The sequence below is a fragment of the Streptococcus infantis genome, from assembly GCF_047464715.1.
In the GTDB taxonomy this organism is placed as follows: domain Bacteria; phylum Bacillota; class Bacilli; order Lactobacillales; family Streptococcaceae; genus Streptococcus; species Streptococcus infantis_S.
Map to the genome: position 1 here is coordinate 62,657 of NZ_JASHBJ010000004.1, position 24,799 is coordinate 87,455.

The 24,799-nt window shown below is 40.7% G+C and carries 18 protein-coding genes; 3 read left to right on the top strand and 15 right to left on the bottom strand.

Translation table 11 applies throughout. The features are described from left to right. Window positions 1-97: 97 nt before the first annotated feature. The 6 genes from QM419_RS07350 to QM419_RS07375 all read right to left on the bottom strand — a co-directional run bounded on the left by QM419_RS07350 (window position 98) and on the right by QM419_RS07375 (window position 9,151). Window positions 98-1,018, bottom strand: a complete 921-nt coding sequence (locus tag QM419_RS07350; RefSeq protein ID WP_195183527.1) for a carbohydrate ABC transporter permease — start codon at window positions 1,016-1,018, stop codon at window positions 98-100. A 13-nt stretch (window positions 1,019-1,031) separates the two neighbouring features. Continuing rightward, the gene (locus QM419_RS07355; protein ID WP_006151078.1) at window positions 1,032-1,961 is read right to left on the bottom strand and encodes an ABC transporter permease; all 930 of its coding nucleotides are present in this window, start codon (window positions 1,959-1,961) and stop codon (window positions 1,032-1,034) included. A gap of 203 nt (window positions 1,962-2,164) precedes the next feature. Then, window positions 2,165-4,045 (bottom strand): beta-N-acetylhexosaminidase, encoded by a 1,881-nt coding sequence (locus QM419_RS07360; RefSeq protein ID WP_414278353.1) that lies wholly within the window; start codon window positions 4,043-4,045, stop codon window positions 2,165-2,167. Next, a complete protein-coding gene (locus QM419_RS07365) occupies window positions 4,039-4,908 on the bottom strand; it encodes an ROK family protein (protein ID WP_414278354.1) in 870 nt (289 codons plus the stop codon). The genes QM419_RS07360 and QM419_RS07365 overlap by 7 nt, the downstream gene beginning before the upstream one ends. Before the next feature lie 84 nt (window positions 4,909-4,992). Beyond that, the gene (locus tag QM419_RS07370; RefSeq protein WP_414278355.1) at window positions 4,993-7,638 is read right to left on the bottom strand and encodes an alpha-mannosidase; all 2,646 of its coding nucleotides are present in this window, start codon (window positions 7,636-7,638) and stop codon (window positions 4,993-4,995) included. Between the two features lie 232 nt (window positions 7,639-7,870). Then, the gene (locus QM419_RS07375; RefSeq protein ID WP_414278356.1) at window positions 7,871-9,151 is read right to left on the bottom strand and encodes a glycoside hydrolase family 125 protein; all 1,281 of its coding nucleotides are present in this window, start codon (window positions 9,149-9,151) and stop codon (window positions 7,871-7,873) included. Between the two features lie 170 nt (window positions 9,152-9,321). Between QM419_RS07375 and QM419_RS07380 the strand changes: the two genes are divergently transcribed. Both QM419_RS07380 and QM419_RS07385 read left to right on the top strand, forming a co-directional pair. Next, a complete protein-coding gene (locus QM419_RS07380) occupies window positions 9,322-11,406 on the top strand; it encodes a GH92 family glycosyl hydrolase (RefSeq protein WP_414278357.1) in 2,085 nt (694 codons plus the stop codon). Between the two features lie 375 nt (window positions 11,407-11,781). Further along, a complete protein-coding gene (locus QM419_RS07385; RefSeq protein ID WP_414278358.1) occupies window positions 11,782-13,230 on the top strand; it encodes an APC family permease in 1,449 nt (482 codons plus the stop codon). A 106-nt stretch (window positions 13,231-13,336) separates the two neighbouring features. Here QM419_RS07385 and polA read toward each other — a convergent pair whose 3' ends face one another. The 9 genes from polA to QM419_RS07430 form a co-directional block, all read right to left on the bottom strand. Then, window positions 13,337-15,970: a DNA polymerase I gene (polA, locus tag QM419_RS07390; RefSeq protein WP_414278359.1), complete on the bottom strand. Its 2,634-nt coding sequence runs from the start codon at window positions 15,968-15,970 to the stop codon at window positions 13,337-13,339. Between the two features lie 64 nt (window positions 15,971-16,034). Continuing rightward, complete coding sequence (locus tag QM419_RS07395; RefSeq protein WP_178895606.1) at window positions 16,035-17,156, bottom strand: SH3 domain-containing protein; 1,122 nt, start codon at window positions 17,154-17,156, stop codon at window positions 16,035-16,037. A gap of 94 nt (window positions 17,157-17,250) precedes the next feature. Beyond that, window positions 17,251-17,517, bottom strand: coding sequence for a Veg family protein (locus QM419_RS07400; RefSeq protein ID WP_000128621.1), 267 nt, complete (start codon window positions 17,515-17,517; stop codon window positions 17,251-17,253). Beyond that, window positions 17,514-18,872, bottom strand: a complete 1,359-nt coding sequence (gene dnaB / locus QM419_RS07405; protein WP_414278360.1) for a replicative DNA helicase — start codon at window positions 18,870-18,872, stop codon at window positions 17,514-17,516. The genes QM419_RS07400 and dnaB overlap by 4 nt, the downstream gene beginning before the upstream one ends. Before the next feature lie 42 nt (window positions 18,873-18,914). Further along, on the bottom strand, window positions 18,915-19,367 hold the full coding sequence (gene rplI, locus QM419_RS07410; protein ID WP_178895608.1) for a 50S ribosomal protein L9: 453 nt from the start codon (window positions 19,365-19,367) through the stop codon (window positions 18,915-18,917). Beyond that, window positions 19,364-21,211 (bottom strand): DHH family phosphoesterase, encoded by a 1,848-nt coding sequence (locus tag QM419_RS07415; protein WP_414278361.1) that lies wholly within the window; start codon window positions 21,209-21,211, stop codon window positions 19,364-19,366. Before QM419_RS07415 ends, rplI begins: the two co-directional genes overlap by 4 nt. Window positions 21,212-21,489: 278 nt before the next feature. Next, window positions 21,490-22,038 (bottom strand): ribosome hibernation-promoting factor, HPF/YfiA family, encoded by a 549-nt coding sequence (gene hpf, locus QM419_RS07420; RefSeq protein WP_414254561.1) that lies wholly within the window; start codon window positions 22,036-22,038, stop codon window positions 21,490-21,492. Window positions 22,039-22,117: 79 nt separating this feature from the next. Further along, the gene (locus tag QM419_RS07425; protein ID WP_414254560.1) at window positions 22,118-22,780 is read right to left on the bottom strand and encodes a ComF family protein; all 663 of its coding nucleotides are present in this window, start codon (window positions 22,778-22,780) and stop codon (window positions 22,118-22,120) included. Beyond that, window positions 22,777-24,075, bottom strand: a complete 1,299-nt coding sequence (locus QM419_RS07430; RefSeq protein ID WP_414278362.1) for a DEAD/DEAH box helicase — start codon at window positions 24,073-24,075, stop codon at window positions 22,777-22,779. Before QM419_RS07430 ends, QM419_RS07425 begins: the two co-directional genes overlap by 4 nt. A 55-nt stretch (window positions 24,076-24,130) precedes the next feature. Between QM419_RS07430 and QM419_RS07435 the strand changes: the two genes are divergently transcribed. Then, entirely contained in the window at window positions 24,131-24,766 is a 636-nt protein-coding gene (locus QM419_RS07435; protein ID WP_414278363.1) for a YigZ family protein, read from the top strand. Window positions 24,767-24,799: the final 33 nt, after the last annotated feature.

The window sequence follows — 24,799 nt, forward strand, 5'->3', positions numbered from 1 at the left end:
TCCTTTTTTTATTTTTAAATTTAAAACAATTTTAGTGATCTACTTTTCAACAAAGAAAAGTTAGATAGGGTAGAGAAAACTTGTTTCTCAGCGTCTCTTATTCTTTAACACCACCGATAGTTAAACCTTTTACAAAGTAGCGTTGGAAGAAAGGATAGAGAATCGCAATTGGAACAGTCGCAACTACGACCATGGCCATACGACCTGTTTCTTTTGGTAGGGCAACTGCAAGTTGTCCTGACATCCCAACTGACTTAGCAATGTAATCCATGTTGTTTTGAATTTGCATGAGCAAATATTGCAATGGATACAAGTTGTCACTCTTGATGTAAAGTAGGGCATTGAACCAGTCATTCCAGAATCCAAGTGCTGTCAACAGTGTGATAGTCGCAATCCCTGGAAGAGAGAGTGGTAAACAGATTTGGAAGAAGATCCGCGCCTCACTAGCACCATCAATACGAGCCGATTCGAGGATGGCTTCTGGAATGGTTTTCTTGAAGAAAGACCGCATCAACATGATGTTGAATGGTGATAGAAGCATCGGAACAATCAAAGCCCAAATAGTATCCCCCAAGTGAAGTAACTGAGTTACCACGATATAGCCTGGTACCAAACCAGCATTGAACAACATACTAAGAAGAGCGAAGATTGTAAAGAATTTGCGATACTTAAATGTTGAACGTGAGATGGCATAAGCGTAGGTTGTTGTGATGAATACGTTTGTCAAGGTACCGACAACTGTCACAAAAGTTGAGATAAAGAGTGCTTGTAAAATTTTGTCTTTAAATTGAGCCAAGAACTGGAATCCATCTACACCAAACTTCGATGGGAAGAAGCTATATCCATATTGAACAATACTTTTTTCATCTGTAATTGAGATAATGATTACGAAGATGAAAGGCAAGATACAAGAGAAGGCCAGCAAACCAGATATGATACTAAAGAAGATATCTGCCTTTTTGCTGAAGGAGTGTATGCCAACATTATCAATTTTTTCTTTTTGAATTTTTTTTGCCATATGCTCCTCCTTTCTAGAATAGTGCTGAGTTAGGATCAACACGTCTTGCAAGTAAGTTTGATAGGATAACGAGAATCAAACCGACGACTGACTGATAGAGACCGGCTGCTGATGCCATACCGATATCTGCTGTTTGGGTCAATCCGTTAAAGACATAAACGTCCAATACGTTTGTTACGCTATAGAGCTGACCAGCGTTGTGAGGGATTTGGTAGAAAAGACCGAAGTCTGCACGGAAGATATTTCCGACTGCAAGGATGGTCAATACTGTCACAAGCGGAGTCAACTGAGGGATGGTTACGTTACGGATACGTTGCCATTTGCTAGCACCGTCCACTGTCGCTGCTTCGTAGTAAGTTGGGTCAATACCCATGATAGTTGCGTAGTACATCACACTACTATATCCAAAGCCTTTCCAGATACCTAGGAAAAGGAGAAGGTAAGGCCAGATGCTTACATCAGCGTAGAAGTTAATACCCTTCATTCCAAGAGCTTCTAAGGTGTGGTTGATAAGCCCTTTATCGATGTTTAGGAAAGCATCTGTAAAGAAACTGATGATAACCCAAGATAGGAAGTAAGGGAACAACATAGATGTTTGGTAGATTTTAACCATTTGCTTAGAGCGAAGTTCACTAAGGATAATGGCGATACCAACTGACACAACCAAACCGATAAAGATAAATCCAAGGTTGTAAAGTACAGTGTTTCGAGTGATGACAAAGGCATCTTTTGAACTAAACAAGAATTTAAAGTTATCTAGTCCAACCCATTTACTATTTATAATACTGTGGACGAATCCTTCACCAGTCATATGGTAGTCTTTGAAGGCAACCACATTCCCAAAAACTGGAATGTAGAAGAATAAAATCAACCAAATTGTTCCTGGTAGAACCATTAAGAGAAAAATCCAATTATCTCTTAAAGTTTTTGAAAACTTGTTCATAATTTCCTCCCTTTTTATTTTCTAAAACTTCATAATCTCACATTTTTTAGACTTGATAACGTTTACAAAAATAGTATACTCTTATTTTTAGGACAGTTTAAACTACAAATTATAGAAAAAACTCCACAAATTATTTTATGTGGAGAGCTTTTTTATATAAGAAGGATGTTTCACGAGAAACTTTCTTCCTGAATAGAGTTTTCCTAGGTTGTATAAATGGTCGAAGCTGTCGCAATAGTATGCCACTGGTTGGCTGTCGTTGCTGCGAAGTCCTTATCCCCGTAGAAATCATTAAATGGCAGGATGTCTACTTCTAGTTCGTCGATACGAGAGATTTCGCCTGCTAGGTAGTTTTCAATGCGACTTTCTGCTCGCTTGATTCGTTGCAATAGGCCACCCATACGGATGTCCACTGTATCCAAGCCAAAGACCTTGTTTTCTTTCAACCATTGTTGACTAAAGAGAGCATGGAAGATTTCAATCTGGCTTCTGAGTTTTGGCAATTCTCCTCTAGCGATTTGTTGCAAGCTCTCTTTATCACCTGCTTGATAGGCTTGACGGAGGCGTCGGCCCACATCCACTTTACTGCTTAAAATCTGGTTCAACTGGGCCTGAGTTTCAAAGAGATAGGCGTAGACACCCGCTTTTTCTTTAATGTCAGTAAGAATCTCAGCTGCCTGAGCAAAGTGCGGTTTGTCCTGTTCAGGAGTCATGTGCTTGTCGAGAATTGGGCAGAGAATATCCTGATAAAAGACATAGCGGTTAGGGTTAATTCCACTGAGATTGTCTGGTAGGTCTGGTAAGAGGTTGGCAAGATCAAGTTGCATAAAGTCCTCAACCGATAGGCCTGTATTGGTCTTGAAATGAGCAGATAGACGCTCTAAATCATTGCGGTAGCAGAGTTCTGCCCAGATTTGTAAGCTTGGCAGAATAGAGAACTGGGCTGTTTCACCACCATTGTCCCCCCAGCCAGTCACAATAACTTCCTTAATCTGATTGGCACGGCAAGCTTTATTGGCTTCTACTGCAATGAGACGGCTGAAATGGTTGTGGGGCGTAAAACCAATCCACTTCCAAGCACCACCAGCGAAGGCGATATCCTGGCTAATCTTATGGTGGTTACTGAAGTTGCGGTTGTACTTTTCTTCGCTATCTTGGTAATAATCCCAGTAAACCAAGGTGACACGGTCTTTGAGACGGTCAAGGTAAACACGAGTCTCCTCTGGAATCTCCACATCACGGTCGTACTGGCCATCTGCTGACATAAGCTTGAAGAACATATCGCTCCACATCTGGCAGTGGAAACCATATTTGTCTGCAATATCCAGCACGCGCTCCAAGTGTTGGCACATGAGGAGACTACGATCAACCACACCGTTCAGGATAAGGTAACGTCCCAAACCGACCAAGTGAGCTTCATCCATCCCGATATTGACCTTGCGAGTTTGTAGTTTAGATAACGTCGCAAACATACCGTCAATCAGGTCGTAGACTTTTTCTTCACCAATGAGAAGAATGTCTTCTACATCGCGAAGTTCTTGCACTTCTTTGACACCCCATTTGACAAAGGCTGACAAGTGGGCTAAGGTCTGGATACATGGGACAAAGGTCATGTCAAACTGTTGGGCGTATGCTTCGATTTCCTGTAATTCCTCAGCTGAATAAGCCCCACGGAAATAACCAAAGTAAGGTTGTCCTTCAATTTGATAAGTGTCTTCCATGTAGAGCTCAAAGGTTGAATAACCCATCAGAGCTAAGACTTCAATCATCTGCTTGGCAGATGCGACATTAAGCACGGCATTGCGCGAACAGTCAGCCATGTAGGCTAAATCTTCATAAGCCGCTTGTTCTTCAATCTCTACCTTATCACCTTCTTCTAAAGCTGTTACTAGCACAGATAAAGCACGGTAGAGTTGATGAGGTTTGCTGTAGGTCAGTTGATACTGCCCATTCTCACCCTTGATAGAGATAGAAGCTTGGTCAGACTGAGAGACTGCCACCTCTACATCTGGTAGAGAAATGTGATTTTTTAATACTTCGATAGATTGGGCTTGTTTGGGACTAAGTCCTGTAAAACTTACCATTGGTTTTCCTCCTGTAACCAGTTGACAAGGGCACCGTAGAGATTGGCATCTGCATGATAGGTGCAAGCTTGAATGACTGGAGCGATAGTATATTCTTCATATCTTTCCACAAAGGCGTCTACTGCTTTTTGCACCCCTTTGATAAAATCTGGGTTCTGACTGATAGAGCCACCTAGGCTAATCACATCTGGATCAATCAGGTATTGGATATTGAGCAGGCCTTGAGCTAGGTTACGATTCATGCGTTCAATAGCTTCTTGGCAAAGGGCATTGCCGGCTGCCGCCTCTTGATAAATCTTACGGCCATCCCAGTCAGACTGACCTGATTTTTCAATCACATAACGAACCATGTTTCCTGTAGAAGCTAGTTGTGACCAGTTATTGAGTTTTTCTGCTGGTTCGATAGTTGTCATGTAACCAAACTCTCCACCCAAGCCATGGCGACCACGGTGAATTTTGCCATTGATAATCATAGCACCGCCAATCCCTGTGCCAATGACAACACAGGCTGCATTTTCAATCTCAGGATGAGCTAGCAGTTCACTAAGTCCAACACAGTTGGCATCATTTTCTAGATGGACAGGGAGTTGGTGATGAGCAAGGGTCTCATACCATGAAAAACCATGGATATAAGGAATGGCACTAATCCCCTCAATCACTCCTGTTTCTTGATTGACCGCTCCTGGCACACTCATGGCAATCCCACGATAGTCCTGTTCTGACAAGCGTTGGTCCAACCAAGCTAGCAAATCTTCTAAAGTTTCTGGAGTTGGGGTGCTGGTTTTATCTAAAATCTTTCCATCAGGAGTTAGACTAGCAAACTTAATGCCAGTCCCTCCGATATCAATCGTTGCAATGGTCATTGCTTTCACCTGCAAAAAGGAGCGAATCAGCAGTTGGTTCTTACTTTTTCGCTCCTCCTTTCTGTTTATGTTTTCTTTTTGAAATTAAATTTCTTCTTTTTTAATCAATTCTGTACGAATTTCTTGCGGTGCCAATAATCCTGAGTGAACTGGATATGGGCGTTCCAACAAGTCAAGAATGGTTTGTTGTTTGTCAGACACGCGAACATTTTCTTGACTCATATTGTAGTAACGAAGGACGTATCCTTCTTCATTTTCAGCAACTTTAAAGGCTGTTGGGCAGACTTGTGGCAAGTTCAGTACCGCATGGTTAAAGAGACTACCTGTTGCTGCAACGCTACCCTCTTGTTTTGCAACTTGAAGAGCTGTAAATGGCACCTGGAAGGCTTTTGCACGACGAAAGGCTGAGAAACGTTCGCCTGCTTGATGGCATTCTACTGCAAACTCAACTTCGATATCGCGCAAACACTGGGCTTCTGGTGTTGGGAAGTAGCCCCAGTCACCTAGCTCACCTGAAGCACGGAGAAGAGTTACAGCCATGGTGTCGTCTCCAAGGATTTCGTATTCGTGCAATCCTTTATTGGATACGGTCACTCCTTTTACATCATCATACAAACTGACAAAGGCTTGTTGGTGTTGTGGATTTTCAGGATTTTCCCAAGAAGCTGCCGGCTTATTTGGTCTTGTCACAACTTCATAGATGCTTTCAGAATCATTACTTGGGCGTGTGTTATGAGTTTTGACCAAGAGACGAATGCGGTGGTCTTTGGCTGTATTGGTAAAGCGAGTCTTGAAGCGAATCTGTGGATTATCCACAAAGACTGTCATTTCTGTTTCAAGAGGAATGGTTGTCAACTCTTCTGAACGACCTGCATCTCGTTTCATGAACTCGATGATACCTCTTTGTTCAGCATCCAATTTTTCATCTGCGCTAACTGGAATAGTCAAGTCATGTTTGAGCAAGATTTTTGCATAGCGAGCATTGTTTTCTAAGACTTCATAACCTTTCAGTTGAGCATAAATTGGTTCAGTTCCTTTTGGTTGGAAATAAATGTACTCATTCCCGATATCACCACGGTCCTCGAATTGGATGAAATCTTCGTAGGCTTCGTTAGTAGTCTTGTCGTAGACTGTAATTCCTTCATCTACACTCACTGTCACGAATGGTGTATCAATGACTCCATTTTGGTAAATACCATCACGGTGATCTACTTGACCTTCGACCAATTGGAAGCTTGCCCAAGAAAGCGGAGCAAGGCGAATTGGAATTGTCACGCGCACTTGACGAGCGATATAAGGCTGACGGAATTTATCCTTAGGCAAGGTATAACCAAAACTTGCTCCCAAGTCTTCAATCTTGGCTTCAAGGACATGGCCATCCAAATCTTCAACATGGTAATCTGGCAAGGTCACAGCTGCCATCTTCTTGTAACCTTCTGTCGGGTGCAATTCCTTGAAATCACAAGTGGCTACATCTACCACAACACTGGCAGTATCAACCTTGTCATGTAATCCAGTATTGATGACTGTAAAGAGGTGGTCGCTTTGTGCTTCTTGAGTTGCTATTTTGTGTTTCCATTCATTGAGAAGGTTTGTTTTGACGAAGTTCCCAACTTGGTTGACCTTGGCAAAGCGAGTTTCCATTTCACGGTGAACTTCGTCAATACTACATCCGCAGATGCTATCGTGTGGGGCATTCTGCAAGAGCGTTTTCCAAGCATAGGTTAACTGATCTTTATGATTATGCCCTCCTGTAAGAATAGTTAATGGTTCCACGACTTGCTCTAGCAAGTTGCTGTTTTCCTGGAAGGCTTGTTTGAGATAAACACGTGAAGATGAGGTATTGGCAAGGGTGTACCAACCATCCGTTTCCTGGCTAGTCAACTCACCTGTAACAGTTGATAGGTGTTCAGGAAGTGCACTTTCGACTGCTTGAACGTATTCATCAAAGGAGCTGTGAACAAAGGTCACGTCAGGGAAAAGTTCGTTTGCCACACGAATGGCTTCACTCAAATTTCGTTGAACTGGTTGGTGATCACATCCGTTCATCATCAACCATTGATTAGTCGATGCATAGTCACGAACATCTGACAATTTTTGTTTCCAGAAAGCTAAAGCTTCGTCTTTATCTACCGGAATTTCGTTCCCGTTACTGTACCAGTTAGCAAATAGAATGCCGAGTACACGGCTACCATCCGCACCCTGCCAGTACATCTCAGAAAATTGAGAGGTAAACTGCTCATCTTCGAGGACTTGGTTGTCAAATCCGATTGGCTTCACACCACGACCAAAGGCTGCTACGTGAATGCCTGATTTTTGAAGGATTTGAGGTGCTTGCCCCATATTTCCAAAGGTATCTGGGAAGTAACCAATTTGAGTTGATTTGCCCCATTTAGCGCATTCAGATTGACCAATCAAGGTATTGCGGACATTGGCTTCACTTGAAATCAGGTAGTCATCCTGCAAGATGTAAAAAGGACCAATCTTGAGCTTGCCTTCGTCGATATAACGCTGCACCTTGTCACGGTTTTCAGGACGAATTTCTAAATAGTCATCGAGGACGATGGTTTGTCCATCCAAGTGGAAACTCTTGAACTCAGGATCATTTTCAAAAAGATCAAACAGATTGTCAAAAAGTTCCACCAATTGCATCCGGTGACTTTCAAAAGGTAGATACCACTCACGATCCCAGTGGCTGTGAGAGATGATATGTACAACAACATTTTCCATGAGTAAAACCTCATTCTAACTTAAATTTAAAAATATATTTGTGATTCTTTACAAGAATCTGTGAAGCTAAAGCGTGCTCCTTATACTCAATGAAAATCAAAGAGCAAACTAGGAAGCTAGCCGCAGGTTGCTCAAAGCACTGCTTTGAGGTTGTAGATAGAACTGACGAAGTCAGTAACATATATACGGCAAGGCGAAGCTGACGTGGTTTGAATTTGATTTTCGAAGAGTATTAGCGGATATCCAAGTAATCCAAGACTAATTCACAGAACATCATGTTGGCCCATGAGAACCATTCACGAGAGTAGAGAGTCGGATCGTCTACGTGGAAGCTTTCGTGCATGACACCTGTTCCACCATCGCAGGCAACGAGTTGATCTAGCAAATGTTTTTTCTCCGCCTTATCCATCGTTGTCAATCCTTGGATAGAAAGGGCAATCGGCCAGATATAGCGGTAGAAGGTATGAGAACTTCCGAGACCACTAGCGTATTCTCCTTGGTAGAAGTAGGGATTTTCAGGACTGAGAATGGTGCGACGAGTGGCTTGATACACTTCGTCATTGACATCACAGTAACCAAGATATGGAGCAGCCAACAAACTTGGCACGTTAGGATCGTCCATGATGCTAGCATTTCCTAGACCGTCTACCTCAAAGGCATAAATCTTTTCACCCTTACTATTTGTAGTGTAGGCGTAATTTTCGATTCCTTCTTGAATCTCAGTTTGGAGGCGTTTGGCATCTGCAATGATACTCTCACTATCGGCTAGAGTCAATTCTGCAAAGATTTCTTGGACATAACCCAAGACAACCACTGCAAACATATTGGATGGAATCAGATAGCTATACTGACAGCAGTCATCACTTGGACGGAAGGCTGACCAGGTCATTCCTGTCACAGCAAAGTCAGGACCAAATCCATCATTTACCAAGGTATCCTCCTTGCGATCAGTGTCACGAACGAAACGGTATGGTGAATTATTGTGATCTTGCTCCACCGTCCAAAGATGAAGGATTTCCTTGGCCGCTGTAACAAAAGTCTCATCAAACTGGCTAGTCTCACCAGTTTCCTTCCAAAGGAGATAAGCCAATTGCAAGGGATAGCAAAGCGAATCCACTTCATACTTACGTTCCCAAATCCAGCCATTGAGATCTGTATGGTCTGTCTCGTGATGACCCTTCCAGTTCTCCTCAATATTGAAAGAGTTGGCATAGGGATCCTTGAGAATCAAAGTCATCTGGCGTTTAACCAAGCCAGCAATGGTCTGGCGCAAACGAGGGTCTCTTTTTGCCACATGAAGGTATGGTCTAAGCTGAGCAGTTGAATCACGGAGCCACATAGCTGGAATATCCCCGGTTAGTACAAAAGTTGAGCCATCTTCTAAGATTTCAACTGTATTGTCTAAAGTATCTGTGTAGCAACGTTCAAAGACATCCACCCATTCAGGATGATCCTTGGCACGCTCCGCTACTTGGTCCAACCATTCTCTGACGATTTCTTTAGAATAAACCATAAACTATTTTGCCTCTTTCAAACAGATTTTCATTTTCAGTATATAGCTTTTAGCCCAGAAAATATATACACAAATGATAGTCATTTTTCTACAAAATTGTTATATTTAAAACTCCTTTTCTAAAGGCTAAATTTTCTGATATAATGTAGAAAACGACTAAAGGATATTCTATGAAACCTATACTTGAAACCATTGATACGCGTTTTGGAACAGCTAGTAAACATGCATTTTCACGAGGCAACACCCTACCCTACACTGGAGTGCCTTTTGGGATGAATTACTTTGTTCCACAAACTAGTGATCAGGAAGGATCTTGGTTTTTTGATCCCCATCTTCCCATATTTCAGGGTATTCGATTAACCCATCAGCCTAGCCCTTGGATTGGTGATTATTCTTGGTTACTACTGACTCCTGTTACAGGAAAAATCAGCGGTGACACGCTCTTCTATCGTCAGTCTTCCTATAACTTGGAGCGTGCCATTTTCAATCCCCATTATCTCAGAATTTTTTCTGAACGTTACCAGATTGAAACTCAACTCACACCGACTTGCTATGGAGCTTCTATTCAACTAAGACAAACACAAGGCAAGAACCTCTCACTCTATGTTCATGCAGCTGATGATTTAACATTAGAGCAAGTGGATAATCGTACTATCGACTTTCGACAAAGTGGATTAACAGAAACAAACAAAAGTCCCCTAGTCATGTTCACTGTCCTCGCATTCTCTACGGATATTGAATCTATCAATCAAGAGGGGGAAGACTGGCGTATTGACTTGGCTGGAGCAGAAGCTCAAGTTCAACTGGCAACTTCCTTTATTTCCAAAGAGCAAGCCCTCTTTAATCTTCCTAAACAAGATTTTGAAGAAACAAAAACAGATGCTAAAGATAGCTGGGAAGACCTTCTAGGTCGTTTTGATGTCGTGGAAACCGGCTCAGTAGACAGAACATTTTTTGACCACTGTCTTTACAGACTCTTTCTTTTCCCGCAAACATTCTATGAGGTGAATGAGCAGGACGAGAATATTCATATGGACCTTGCTTCAGGAACGATCAAGCCTGGTCTACTCTTCACCAACAATGGTTTTTGGGATACCTTCCGCACTTCATTCCCACTCTTTGCCTTGATTATTCCGGAATACTATCACCAATTTCTTGAGGGCTTCCTTAATAGCTACCGCGACACTGGCTATCTCCCTAAGTGGCTTGCTCCTGACGAACGAGGAATGATGCCTGGTACTTTGATTGATGGTCTTATTGCAGATAGTGCTTGTAAAGGCATGGCACCTGAACTTGAAGAAGAATTTCTCAAAGCCATGATTGAAACTGCGACCAAGGCAGATCCAAAAGCTGTCAACGGGCGACACGGTCTTGCTCAATACCAAGAACTTGGCTACCTATCCACAGATTATCATGAAAGTGTCAGTCATACACTGGACTATGCTTATAGTGATTTTTGCATCTCTACCTGCGCAGCAAAATTGGGTCAAGAAGAACTAGCACAAACTTATTCCCAATATTCTAAGAATTATCAAAATCTATTTGACCCTGAAACAGGCTACATGAGGGCGCGTGATGTAGATGGCAACTTCCGTCCTGACTTTTCTCCTTATAGTTGGGGTCGTGACTACGCTGAGTGTTCAGCCGTTCAAGCCAGTCTCGGTGTCTTACATGATATTTCTGGACTTAGCCAACTAATGGGAGGAAAAGAAGCCTTTAGCAACTATCTTTTGAAAACTTGTCAAAGTCTCCCTCTCTTTGAAACGACCGGCTATGGTTATGAAATCCATGAAATGAGCGAAATGGCAACAGCGCCATTTGGTCAACTAACCATTTCAAACCAACCAAGTTTCCACATCCCTTACCTTTTCCGCTACAGTAATTATTCTCAATATACCAGTCTCTTAATCAAGACCCTTCGTCAAAAAGCCTTTCGATCTGGCTGGGATGCTTATCCAGGAGACGAGGATAACGGTAGTCTATCAGCTTGGTATGTCTGGTCTGCTCTTGGGCTTTACCCAACCTGTCCAGGAAAAGCAAACTATGACCTTGGAATTCCACTCTTTGACCACCTTCGTGTCTATCTTGCAGAAAAAGAGCAGTGGTTGGATATTCGTACTCAGCAAAATCATGAACACTTCTATTTTGTAAAAGACTGCCGACTGGATGGGAAAGAAAAACAAAGCATCAGCCATCAGGAACTGCTCAATGCCAAGACTCTTGACTTTGCCCTCAGCTGGTTGCCAAAGCATTAATAACCTAACCCCTTTGTCAGACGCAAAGGGGTTTTCTTATCCATATAAAGTTATCCACAAACTGTGAATAACCTTCAAACTTTCTTCGGAAAATATTTTCAAGATTTTCCAAAATATCTTTCCAATCCAAGTTCATAGGATGTGCAAGAGAATAAAGTCTATAAACCTTGTCCTAACAAGGTTTATAGAAGATTGATTTGTTTCCTATTCTATAAATTTCGTCTCTCTTTTTCCTATTAAAATTATAAAGAGACAGTTGTTGTTGATACCTTGAGTTATCCACAGATTGTGGATAACTTTTCCTCAACTAAGCAATCCTAGTGCCTATCTGTTAGCTGTTTTTTACAATTTTTATAGTAAATTTTAAATTTTGTTATGAAAAAAGATCAACCCCAACTTAATTGGCTGATGGTATCTCTGATTGCCTTCAACATGGTTTGGGGGCTGGGAAACGTCGTCAATAACTATTCTCAACAGGGAATTTCAGTCGTCGTATCTTGGGTTTTAATCCTCGCACTCTACTTTATCCCATATTCCCTCATTGTCGGACAACTAGGTTCTACCTTTAAGGAAAGTGGAAGCGGTGTTAGTGACTGGGTTGAAAAAACATCAACCAAACGTCTCGCCTACTTTGCCGCTTGGACCTACTGGGTTGTGCATATCCCTTACCTCGCACAAAAACCTCAAGGAATCCTGATTCCGCTTGGATGGGCCTTACAAGGCAACGGTCAATTTCTAAAACAAATTGACTTCCACTGGATTGTTATTCTCTGCTTACTAATTTTTGGACTTTTCCTTTACCTTTCTACAAAAGGATTAGCAACTCTAAAAGTCATCGGTAGCTTGGCAGGAAGTGCTATGTTGATTATGTCTCTACTCTTTGTGCTTTTGGCTGTCGGGTTACCTTTCATCAAACCAGACATCCAGTTTGCGACACCACACATGGATCAACTGAGTACCTACATTCCAAATTTTGATTTTTCTTATTTTACAACGATCTCACTACTAGTCTTTGCAGTTGGTGGTTGTGAAAAAATTTCCCCATATGTCAATCAAACTCGCAACCCTGCAAAAGAATTTCCAAAAGGTATGATTGTCATGGCCATCATGGTCGGTCTCTCTGCTATCCTCGGTTCTGTTGCCATGGGAATGCTATTTGATGGCAATAATATCCCTGAAGACCTCATGCGTAATGGTGCTTATCAAGCCTTCCAAATGTTAGGAAATTATTGGGGCGTTGGAAACCTATTTGTTGTGATCTATGCTCTCACAAACATGGTCGGACAAATCGCAGCACTTGCCTTCTCCATTGACGCACCATTACAAATCCTTCTCAATAACGCAGATGAAAACTTTATCCCAAGTTGGCTTCGCAAACGTACTAAAAAAGGCGTACTCATTAATGGTTATCTCCTTACGGGCGTCCTCGTCAGTCTCATCATCATCCTTCCAATTTTTGGTATCCAGGAAATTGACGGACTTGTAAAATGGATGACCAACCTTAATTCTATCGTGATGCCGATGCGTTATCTCTGGGTATTCCTTGCCTACATGATGCTTAATCGCGCTTGGAAAACATACAAAAATGCCGAATACAAGTTTGTGAACAATCCTAAGCTTGGCTTTATTATCGGTACTTGGTGCTTCCTCTTTACTGCCTTTGCTTGTATCCTTGGTATGGTTCCAAAAATTAACTATGCTGAGAATCCAACTGCTTGGCAATTCTCTCTTCTTACAAATATCTTGACCCCAATTATTCTGATTGGTTTGGGTGTTATTCTACCAATCCTTGCCAAAAAAGAGCAACAGAAACAAAGCAAATAAATTCTACTATTAGCTAGATAGTTTCGCTTTTGTCTTTTCCTGAAAGAAAAATCCCCTTTGAACCATATTGTTCAAGGGGATTTCTTTTTGTTTGATAATCTATTTTCTACTTAGCTTCGTACCAAGTTACACCTTCATTTTCGTCAGCAATCAGTGGCACACTGAGTTGAATGGCTTCTTCCATGGTTTGTTTGACAAGTTTTTTAATAGCAGCTAATTCTGACTTAGGCACCTCAAGTACAATTTCATCGTGTACTTGTAACAGCATCTTAGTCTGATAACCACCTGCTACCAAGGCTTTATCTAACTGAATCATAGCGATTTTGAGAATATCTGCAGCCGAACCTTGGATAGGTGAGTTGATAGCTGTACGTTCCGCAAAACCACGAATGTTAAAGTTACGCGAATTGATATCTGGTAACTCACGGCGACGTTTGAAGAGGGTCTCTACATAACCCTTATCACGTGCCTCACGTACCACTTCATCCATGTAGTTTTTGATACCTGGGAAGCGTTCAAAGTAGGTATCAATGTAAGCCTTAGCCTCTTTACGGCTGATGCCCAGATTATTCGATAAACCAAAATCTGAAATTCCGTAGACCACTCCAAAGTTAACAGCCTTGGCATTACGACGATCATTCGGAGTCACATCCTCAGGACGTTCAATCCCAAAGACCCGCATGGCTGTCGAGGTATGAATATCCGCTCCTTCTTGGAAGGCCTTAATTAAGTGTTCATCCTTAGAGATATGCGCCAAAACGCGCAATTCAATCTGTGAGTAGTCCGAGCTGAGAAGGACACTATCCTCCCACTCTGGCACAAAAGCCTTACGAATAAGACGACCTTGTTCCAATCGAACAGGGATATTTTGCAAGTTTGGATCCACACTAGACAGACGACCGGTCTGAGTCAAATCCTGTACATAGCGCGTGTGAATCTTGCCATCCGCTAAAATCCAGTCCTGTAGACCGATTACATAAGTGGATTGAATCTTAGCAATCTGACGGTAATCGAGAATTTTCTTAACGATTGGGGCAATAGGAGCTAGACGTTCCAAGACATCTACTGCTGTCGAGTAACCGGTCTTAGTTTTCTTGGTGTATTCGAGTGGGAGACCTAGCTTTTCAAAAAGCAATTCGCCAAGCTGTTTAGGCGAGTTGATATTAAATTCCTCACCAGCTAGTTCATAAATCTCTTGCGTCAGCTTTTCGATGACGAGCTCATTTTCAGCTTGCATCTCAAGCAAGGTTTCTTTTTTGACCTTGATCCCAGCGATTTCCATCTTAGCTAGAACAAGGGCCAAAGGTTGCTCCATTTCATAGAGAAGGTCTAGTTGCCCATTCTCATTTAACTTGTCAAGTAAAACAGGTTCAGTTTCAACTAAAACAGCAACCTTACGAGCTAAGTGTTCCAAGAATTTCTCTCGCTCAGGGATAGCTTTCTTGACACCCTTGCCGTAGAAGGTCTCATCATCAGGTAAATATGTCTTACCGTATAGACTAGCAATGGTTGAAATTTCATTATTCTCTACTGTTGAGAGAAGATACTTAGCCAAGCGACTGTCAAAAGCAGGAGCCTGCAAGTCCAAACCAAAGCGATTTAAGAGAACTTTAGCTTTCTTAAAGTCATACACTTTCAGAGGTGTTTTTTCTAGAAAATCCTTAAGAATCGGATCCTGCAGAAGTTCTAGCTTATCTGTAGCGTAAAGTTTGTCTCCACAAGACCAGGCAAAGCCAACTAAATCATCTATATGATAGTTTTCTCCAAAAAGTTCAAAGTGGAAGATGGAGTCTTCACTCAGCATATCTTGACTTACTTTATCCACCATAGTGAAATTCAAAGTCTCAGCTTGGTTAGTCTGAGAAGCATTCAAGGCTTGCTTGAGCTGTTTAAAACCCATCTCATCGTAGAATTTACCTAAGCTTTCCACATTTGGCCCACTATAAACCAAATCATCCAGACCTATCTCGATTGGCGCTTTCGTGTCGATGGTCGCTAGTATTTTAGACAGAAAGGCTTGCTCCTTATCATTGATGAGATTTTCCTTCATCTTCGATGCCTTCATCTCATCAATATTTTCATAAATACCTTCAAGCGAGCCATATTCTAGCAAAAGCTTAATACCTGTCTTTTCACCAATCTTAGTTACGCCAGGGATATTATCCGACTTATCTCCCATGAGAGCCTTAAGATCGATAAATTGAGTTGGTGTGATACCCATCTTTTCCATGAGATAATCCGGTGTAAATGCCTCAAACTCAGCTACACCTTTCTTAGAAATCTCAACCACGGTATGCTCATCCGTCAACTGAATCAAGTCCTTGTCTCCGCTGACAATCGTCACATCAAAAGACTCTTTCTCAGCCAAGCGGCCAAGAGTTCCAATGATATCATCTGCCTCATACTGAGCCAATTCATAGTGACGAATCCCAAGATGATCTAGCAACTCACGAATGAAGGGAAATTGCTCACGAAACTCATCTGGAGTCTTAGCACGACCGCCCTTATAATCAGCATACATCTCTGTACGGAAAGTCGTTTTCCCCGCATCAAAAGCAACCAAAATATGACTCGGTTGGACACGCTCCAGTAGGTGATTTAGCATCAGATGAAATCCGTAGATTGCATTGGTATGTAGTCCATTGTCATTTTTAAAACGATCCAGTTGCTGGTAAAGTGCAAAAAATGCTCTGAAAGCAACTGAAGAACCATCAATCAATAATAATTTTTTCTTGTCCATACACCCATTATATAGGAAAGCAGGGAAAAATACCATTGCTAAGAGTTAGATTAAAGGAGAAGGCTTATTGGGATGTTTTTTCAACTCGCGCACCATTGCTATCAACTTGGAAACCATCGATAATCGTATCTACTGCCAATTCTCCAGATGCGTTCACGTAATAATATTTCCCTGAAACCTGGAACCACTGACTAGCCTTCATTGCACCTGAGCTTTCGAGATAATACCAAATGCCCTTATCCTTCAACCATCCTGTCTGCATTTCCCCAGATGATTTCAAGTAGTACCACTTAGAACCGTCTTTTAACCATCCTGTTCTCATGGCACCATTTGTTTGGAAATAATACCAACTTCCGTTTATCTTTTTCCATCCAAGTGCGACTTTGCCATGTTCATAGTAGTACCAGATTGTTCCCTGTTTTTCCCATCCATTCTTCGAGGTTTCCGTTTTAATTAAGGGGATATAACGTCTGTTCCCACTTCGTGAAATATAACTAATCCATCTATAGCCATCCTTTTCAAGAGTCTGATCATAATGAACACTCATTCCAGGTTCATAGTAATCGATAATAGTAGATGTCAATGATGGCTGATTCATAATAGCTGCTTTTTCTGTAAAGTAGTGAGTTCCACTAGAAGCTAGTACAGATTGATTATTTCCTACACTAGCATTCCCCACATCTTTAAAATGAATGAACCCAGTCATAGTACTTGCTTTAACCGTCCTACGATGATACGTTTCTGTATAATCGTAATTGTACTCCTCGATTTCAACCATATCTCCAATCACGTTAGAAACCCAAGCTACGTGACCATGAGTTCCCCTCGTGCTCCAAGCAATTGCCCCAATCGCTGGTCTCTGATCCACACGATATCCTTCTTTTTGAGCTCGATAGCCCCATTCTTTCGCATGCCCATAAGCAGCTGGTAGTTCGAATCCATTTACACTACTTAATCGAAAAGCAGCAAAAGATGTACACTGTCTGGAGTATAGGCGCCATTTATCAATATTTTGACTTCCATTTTTATAATAATAAGGATAATCATCTCCACGTGCCAACGATCCATTGTTTGCCTGGTTGGCATGAACAGTTCCACCACCAAACAGAAAAGCTCCTGCTAACAATAGTGAAGCTGTACCCACAGTCGTTCTTTTAAGCAAAGTTCTCTTTTTACTAAATGCCATTCATTCTCCTTCGAATAGATAAATTTTTGAGGTTGACCTCATTTATATCATTCGAAAGAAAAAGAAAAAAGTGAGAAAACTCCCACTTTCAACCTTAATCCAAATAGTGAATCAAATTCTTTTCTGTTAAAATATCAGAATAGGTGAAGGATTCAACATAGACATTGGCTTGTTTATCTCCTTCAACATTTCCAAATTCAACGATAAAGAGTGATGGATAAACTTCGATAAGTTTTCCTAAGCGATTCTTTTGGCGTTTACGACCATTTTCTAAGGTCATTTCCACTACTTGTCCTTCATGCGCCTTGATTTCTTCTTTGATTTTTTTCATCTTGGCTACATCTGTAAATGCATCTGTCATCTTTGTTCCTCTCTCTTCGAAATACTTGAAAACTTGTTATACTCTTTTTGGAAAATCAATTCTACCGTTCCACGTGCCCCGCTACGGTTCTTCTCAATAATAACTTCTACTTTGTTATTCGGAAGACCTTCCTCTTCTTCGCCACCACGCTCATAATAGTCGTCACGATAAAGAAAGGCTACGATATCCGCATCTTGCTCGATAGATCCCGACTCACGAATATCTGATAGCACCGGTCTTTTATCTTGACGTTGTTCAACACTACGTGACAGCTGACTTAGCGCAATTACAGGAACCTTTAATTCTTTGGCCAGAATTTTCAACTGACGTGAAATCTCTGAAACCTCTTGTTGACGATTTTCACGACCAGTCCCTGTAATTAGCTGCAGGTAGTCAATCAAGATCAATCCAAGATTGCCTGTTTCCTGAGCCAATTTTCTGGCGCGTGATCGAATCTCTGTAATTCGGATTCCAGGTGTATCGTCAATATAGATGCTTGCTTTAGCAAGATTCCCTTGAGCAATCGTATATTTGCGCCATTCTTCTTCAGTCAGTTGTCCTGTACGGATAGAATGAGACTCTACTAGTCCTTCGGCAGCCAACATACGGTCGACCAAACTCTCTGCCCCCATCTCGAGAGAGAAAATTGCAACGGTCTTGTCAAGCTTGGTTCCAATATTTTGAGCAATATTCAAGGCAAAAGCAGTTTTACCAACCGCAGGTCGAGCAGCAAGAATAATCAATTCCTCCTCGTGCAAACCAGTTGTCATATGATCCAAATCTTGATAACCAGTTGCAATCCCTGTAATATCCGACGTTTGTTGCGATCGAACTTCCAGGTTTCCAAAGTTAAGATTTAGAATGTCTCGAATATTTCTAAAACCACTACGATTTGCATTTTCACTGACATCTATCAAGCCTTTTTCTGCTTGAGCAATAATTTCATCTGCAGGGCTAGAGGCTTCATAAGCTTGGTTTACAGAATCCGTCAACTTAGCAATCAGACGACGAAGAGTGGCTTTCTCTGCTACAATTTTTGCATAGTATTCAGCGTTTGCAGAGGTTGGTACAGAGTTGATAATCTCAACAAGGTAGGACAAACCACCAATATTTTGCAAATCACCTTGATCATCTAAGATCGTGCGAACAGTCGTTGCATCAATGGCTTCGCCACGATCTGACAAGTCAACCATGGCCTGAAAAATCAAACGGTGAGCATACTTAAAGAAGTCTCGAGAGTCTATATATTCTCGAACAAACACGAGTTTACTCTCATCGATAAATATAGCTCCCAATACAGATTGTTCTGCCAAGATATCCTGGGGCTGAACTCGTAGTTCCTCTACTTCTGCCATCAGATTTCCCTTCCTTTTACAACATAATTACTCAAATCTAGATTAGCCTTCTTTTACATGAAGATTGATGACGCTAGTCACATCCTGATAAATTTTTACCGGAACATCAATCAAGCCAACTGCTCGAATTGGAGATTGAACTTGAATATGACGTTTATCAATTTTAATTCCAAATTGTTTTTGGAGTTCTTCCGCAATTTTCTTGCTAGTAATTGAACCAAAAGTTCTTCCATCTGGACCAACTTTTTCAACAAACTCAACGATTGTTTCTTCTGCTTCAAGTTTCGCCTTGATTTCTTGTGCTTCTGCAAGAAGTTGAGCATGTGCTTTTTCTTCCGATTTTTGCTTGCCACGCAACTCACCAATTGCTTGAGAAGTCGCTTCTTTAGCAAGGTTTTTCTTAATCAAAAAGTTTTGCGCATAACCTGTTGGCACTTCCTTGATTTCGCCTTTTTTTCCTTTGCCTTTTACATCTGCTAAAAAGATTACTTTCATTCTTCTGTCTCCTTTTCTCTAATTTCATTAGAAATAACGGTTTTTAGTTTATCACCTGCTTCTTGCAGAGTCATATCTGTCAGTCGGGCAGCTGCCAGGTTGAAGTGGCCTCCACCTCCCAATTCTTCCATAATCCGTTGCACATTGATCTTACTTCGACTTCGTGCAGAGATGGAAATATCCCCTTGGCTGTTTTTTGCAATGACAAAGCTAGCCTCAATACCTGACATGGCTAACATAGTATCAGCTGCTTTACTAATCACTACCGTATCATACTCCTTAGTATCCTTGGCTTGAGCGACAAGAATTGAAGGTTGTACAGCCTGTCCTTGTAAGATTAGCTCATTAACCAATCGATACTCTTCAAAGTCAGTCGCCGCAAGTTCCTGGATAACAATACTATCACTTCCACGTGTTCTTAGATAACTTGCCACGTCAAAGGTACGGCTAGTTACACGAGAGGTGAAATTCTTAGTATCCAGCATCATACCGCCCATGAGAACACTAGCTTGAATACGACTTAAGCGTGCTTTCTTAGAGTTTTGGAATTGAATCAACTCTGTTACAAGCTCGCTCGCGCTACTTGCTCCACTCTCGATATAGGTGATAACAGCATTTTCCGGAAAATCCTGATCTCGTCTATGGTGGTCGATAACAATCGTTTGCGTGAATAAGTCATAAAACTCTTTTGACAAGGTTAAAGCGGTCTTAGAGTGGTCCACCATCACTAACAAGGAACGATTAGTGACCATTTCCATAGCTTGAGTTAGAGGGATGAGTTTTGTTACTCCCTCATTCTCTAAAAATTGAATGGCACGATGGATGTCCGGAGACATATGTTCTGCATCATAAACCACATAACTTTCATCCAAGACGTTACTAGAGAACAATTGCATACCAACAGCAGAGCCTAAAGCATCCATGTCTAAGTTTTTATGACCAACTACGAATACATGGTCGACACTTCTCAACTTTTCAGAGATTGCCGTCATCATCGCTCTAGTACGTGTTCTTGTTCGCTTAATAGAAGCTGCAGAACCACCACCAAAATAAATTGGATTTTTCGTCTCATCATTCTCTTTGACAACAACTTGGTCTCCACCACGAACTTCTGCAAGGTTGAGATTTGATAAAGCAACTTTACCAATGCTCTCATGGTCTCCATCACCGTATGATATACCTATACTCATAGTTAACGGCAACTCTCTCTTTTTAGCTTCTTCACGGAAGGTATCAATTACAGAAAATTTATCCTGCATCAATTGCTCCAATACCGTATAGTCGGTAAACAAGTAAAAACGATCCATGGTCACTCTGCGAGAGAACATCTTATGTTTTCCAGTAAACTCTGCGACATAATTCGCAACAAAACTATTAATATGGCTGATGTCTGATTCAGATGTTTCATTCTCTAAATCATCATAGTTATCTACCGAAATAACACCGATAACAGGGCGACTCGTAACCAACTCTACAGTGGCTTCGTACTCTCCAGAAACATCAAAAAAGTAGAGCACACCAGAATTTCTATCTAGGTGCACAGCGTAACGTTTTTCTCCCACATTGGCATAAATACCCGGCGAAGAGATGGATGTTTTTATAATTTCTTGAACTTGAGGAAGGTCGATTTCTCCATCCTCCGTTGTCAGCATTAACTCTGCATAGGGATTGAACCACTCAATCTCACTACTTTCCATGTTTAGTTTGACAACTCCAACCGGCATCTGTTCTAAGAGTGAACTTAAACTATCTTCCGCCTGATGGTTTACGTACTGGATTTGTTCAATTTCTGTTTTTTGATAAGATTTCTTCTGAAAATAAAATAGCAGAAGAAATGCCACCATTAAGAAAAATAAGCATGCTATTGTGACTAGGTTATTTTGAAGAAAAATAACCAATACAGTCATGATTATAAAGTCAATCCCAACAAATAAGTATATAAAAAAGGGATTCATTTCATTTTTTTTCATTACAAACCTCTTGCGCAATATTATACCATATTTGCACTGAAAAAGCGACCTTTAAAGAAGGAATAGCACTTGTGCTCAAATGTAGTAATCATGAATACAAAAGGTGGTTTACACTAGTGTAAACCACCTTTTTAATCTAAGCATATTAAGTATTATGATTCTTTCACTTCAAGAAGACCAATATCTCCATCTTCGCGTCGATAAATGACATTTGTTGTTTCATCTTCAACATCGATATAGATGAAGAAATCATGTCCCAATAAGTCCATCTGAAGAAGTGCTTCTTCAAGGTCCATTGGTTTTAAATCAATTTGTTTTGAACGAACAACTTTAGGTTGAGCCCCATCTGTCTCTTCAACCAAAGCATCTGTAAATAATTGGCTAGTAGAAACTTTATTTCTGTTCTTACGTTCAATTTTAGTTTTGTTTTTACGGATTTGACGTTCAATCTTATCTGTCACCAAATCAATAGATCCATACATATCTTGAGAAACATCTTCTGCACGAAGAGTAATAGATCCAAGTGGAATTGTTACTTCTACCTTAGCAGTCTTTTCACGATACACTTTCAAATTTACACGTGCATCTAGTTCTTGATCTGCTTGGAAGTATTTTTCGATCTTTTCGAGTTTAGAAACTACATAATCACGAATTGCTTCTGTTACTTCTAGGTTTTCACCACGGATACTATATTTAATCATATAAGTACCTTCTTTCTAAACATATTTGTTTTTCTATATTTATTATAACGCTTTCAAAAAATTATTGCAATCTTTTTCCTCATCTTACGAGGGAAAATGTTCTAACCTCTTCTGCTCCTGCATTCTCTAGCATACTCTTGACACGATTAACAGTCGCACCTGTCGTATAAATATCATCAATCAATAGAATCTTCTTTGGAATCCTGCTGTCTTCTTTAATAAAAAACGGAAGTTCCGTGGCCAAACGCTCTGAACGATTTTTAGAAGAACTTGCTTTTTCTTCTCTTTTCCCTAATACATCCAGATGGGAAAGTCCTGCCGCTTCTATTAGGCCTGCAACCTGATTAAAACCTCTTTTTGCATACCTCTCAGGGCTTAACGGTATTAAAATAAAATGATAATCCTTGTATTTTTTTATATTCTCTTTTAAAATCATTGCAAAAACTTTTCGGAGAATATAATCGCCATCAAATTTGTAACGATTAAAGAAGTCTTTCATTGCTTGATTATAAGTAAAAATCGCTTCATGACTTACTTCAAACCCTTCTTTACACCAAAGTTGACAATCTTGACACGATGTTGACACTCCTTTTTTATAACAATTTGGGCAATGTTCTTCCCCAATAATTTCAAAACTTGAGTAACAAGCTAAACAAAGTGAGCCCTCCTCCTTTTTCAAAAAAAGAAGCTCTCCAAAGGTTAGATTTTTCTTCAAATGTTGTCCACAAAGTAAACAAATCATAAGCCTGCCTCCTTGTTCATCAGCTTGATTTCCTTTATAGCATTCTTAATCGAACGGTTTAAGCCATTATGAAAGAAAATTAAATCTCCTGTTGGTCTATCCATGCTACGACCTACACGTCCTCCAATTTGAATGAGGCTTGATTTTGTAAAAAGACGATGGTTTGCTTCTACGACACAGACATCAACACAAGGGAAGGTAACTCCGCGCTCCAATATTGTTGTGCTTATCAATATGGTCAATTCCCTGTCCCTAAAAGCTTGAACTTGCTCTAATCTATCTTCAGTAACTGAGGATACGAAACCAATTTTCTCATTCGGAAACTCTAGCTGCAAGATTTCCTTCAACTTCTCTCCCTTTGTAATTTCTGATGCAAATATTAGTAAGGGATAGCCAGTCCTTCTCTGGTTTTCAACATATCTTTTTAACTTTAGTGGTAGGCGAAACTTATCCAAACATTTATCCAGATCAGATAGCCAGACGGGTTTTGGAATAATTAAAGGATTCCCATGGAACCGCCTTGGTAGGCTTAGTCGTTTTAGTTCCCCTAGTCGAACCTTCTTATCCAACTCGTCTGTAGAAGTAGCGGTGAGGAAAATTCTTAGTCCATCATCCTTTACACAATTCTTTACAGCTTTGTAAAGCATCCTGTTATCAACATATGGAAAAGCATCTACTTCATCTACTATTAGCAAATCAAAAGCATGGTAAAACTTTAATAATTGATGAGTCGTCGCAACAACCAGAGGGGTTCGAAAATATGGTTTGGACTCTCCATGCAGCAAGGCTATCTCACAGGTAAAATCATTCTGCAATCGCTTATACAATTCCAAACAAACATCTATTCGGGGACTGGCTAGACAAACTGCGCCACCTTCATTAATAACTTTCGCAACAACTTGATAAATCATCTCTGTCTTCCCAGCGCCGGTCACTGCATGAACTAAAGTTGGCTGCTGACTTTCTACCGCTTGAAGTAATCCCTCTGATACTTTCTCTTGAAATGGAGTCAATTGTCCCTGCCATTTAAGAACATCTTGTTTAGGAAAATCTTCTTGAGGGAAATAATACAAGGCCTGATCACTCCTAACTCGCTTCATCAACAAACATTCTCGGCAGTAATGAGCATTAATAGGTAGAGACCATTCATCTTGAATCATACTATCACATCGTTGACAGAAGAGTTTCCCCTTTTCTTTTCTCATGCTTGGTAGCTTCTCCGCTAGTTGTTGTTCTTCTGGGCTTAATTCTTGTTCTGTAAAAAGGCGACCAAGATAATTCGGATTTATTTTCATACTTCTTTATTCGTAAAATCTAGAACTTTATCCTATTTTTTAGTACAATAAAAATATGGAATGTAGAACGATAAAAGAGGACGGACAAGTCCAAGAAGAAATCAAAAAATCTCGCTTTATTTGCCATGCAAAGCGTGTCTATAGCGAGGAAGAAGCCCGTGCTTTCATTACTGCCATAAAAAAAGAGCACTATAAAGCGACCCATAACTGCTCTGCTTTTATTATCGGTGAGCGGAGTGAAATTAAGCGAACTAGTGATGATGGAGAGCCAAGTGGTACCGCTGGTGTGCCAATGCTAGGAGTTTTGGAAAATCACAATTTAACCAATGTCTGTGTAGTTGTTACCCGTTATTTCGGTGGTATTAAGCTAGGTGCTGGGGGACTCATTCGCGCTTATGCAGGTAGTGTTGCTCTTGCTGTCAAAGAAATTGGAATTGTCGAAATTAAAGAACAAGCAGGGATTCAAATTCAAATGAGCTATGCTCAATATCAAGAATATGGGAATTTTCTTAAAGAACATAATCTTATGGAACTCGAAACTAACTTTACAGATCAAGTTGACACAATCATCTTTGTCGATAAAGAAGATAAAGAGGATACCAAAGCTGCCCTTATTGAATTTTTTAACGGGAAAGTTATCCTAACAGACCAAGATTTACGAGAAATTGAAGTTCCTGTAAACCTTGTGTAAAGCACTGTTTAATACCCCTCTCAGTTTTTAGAT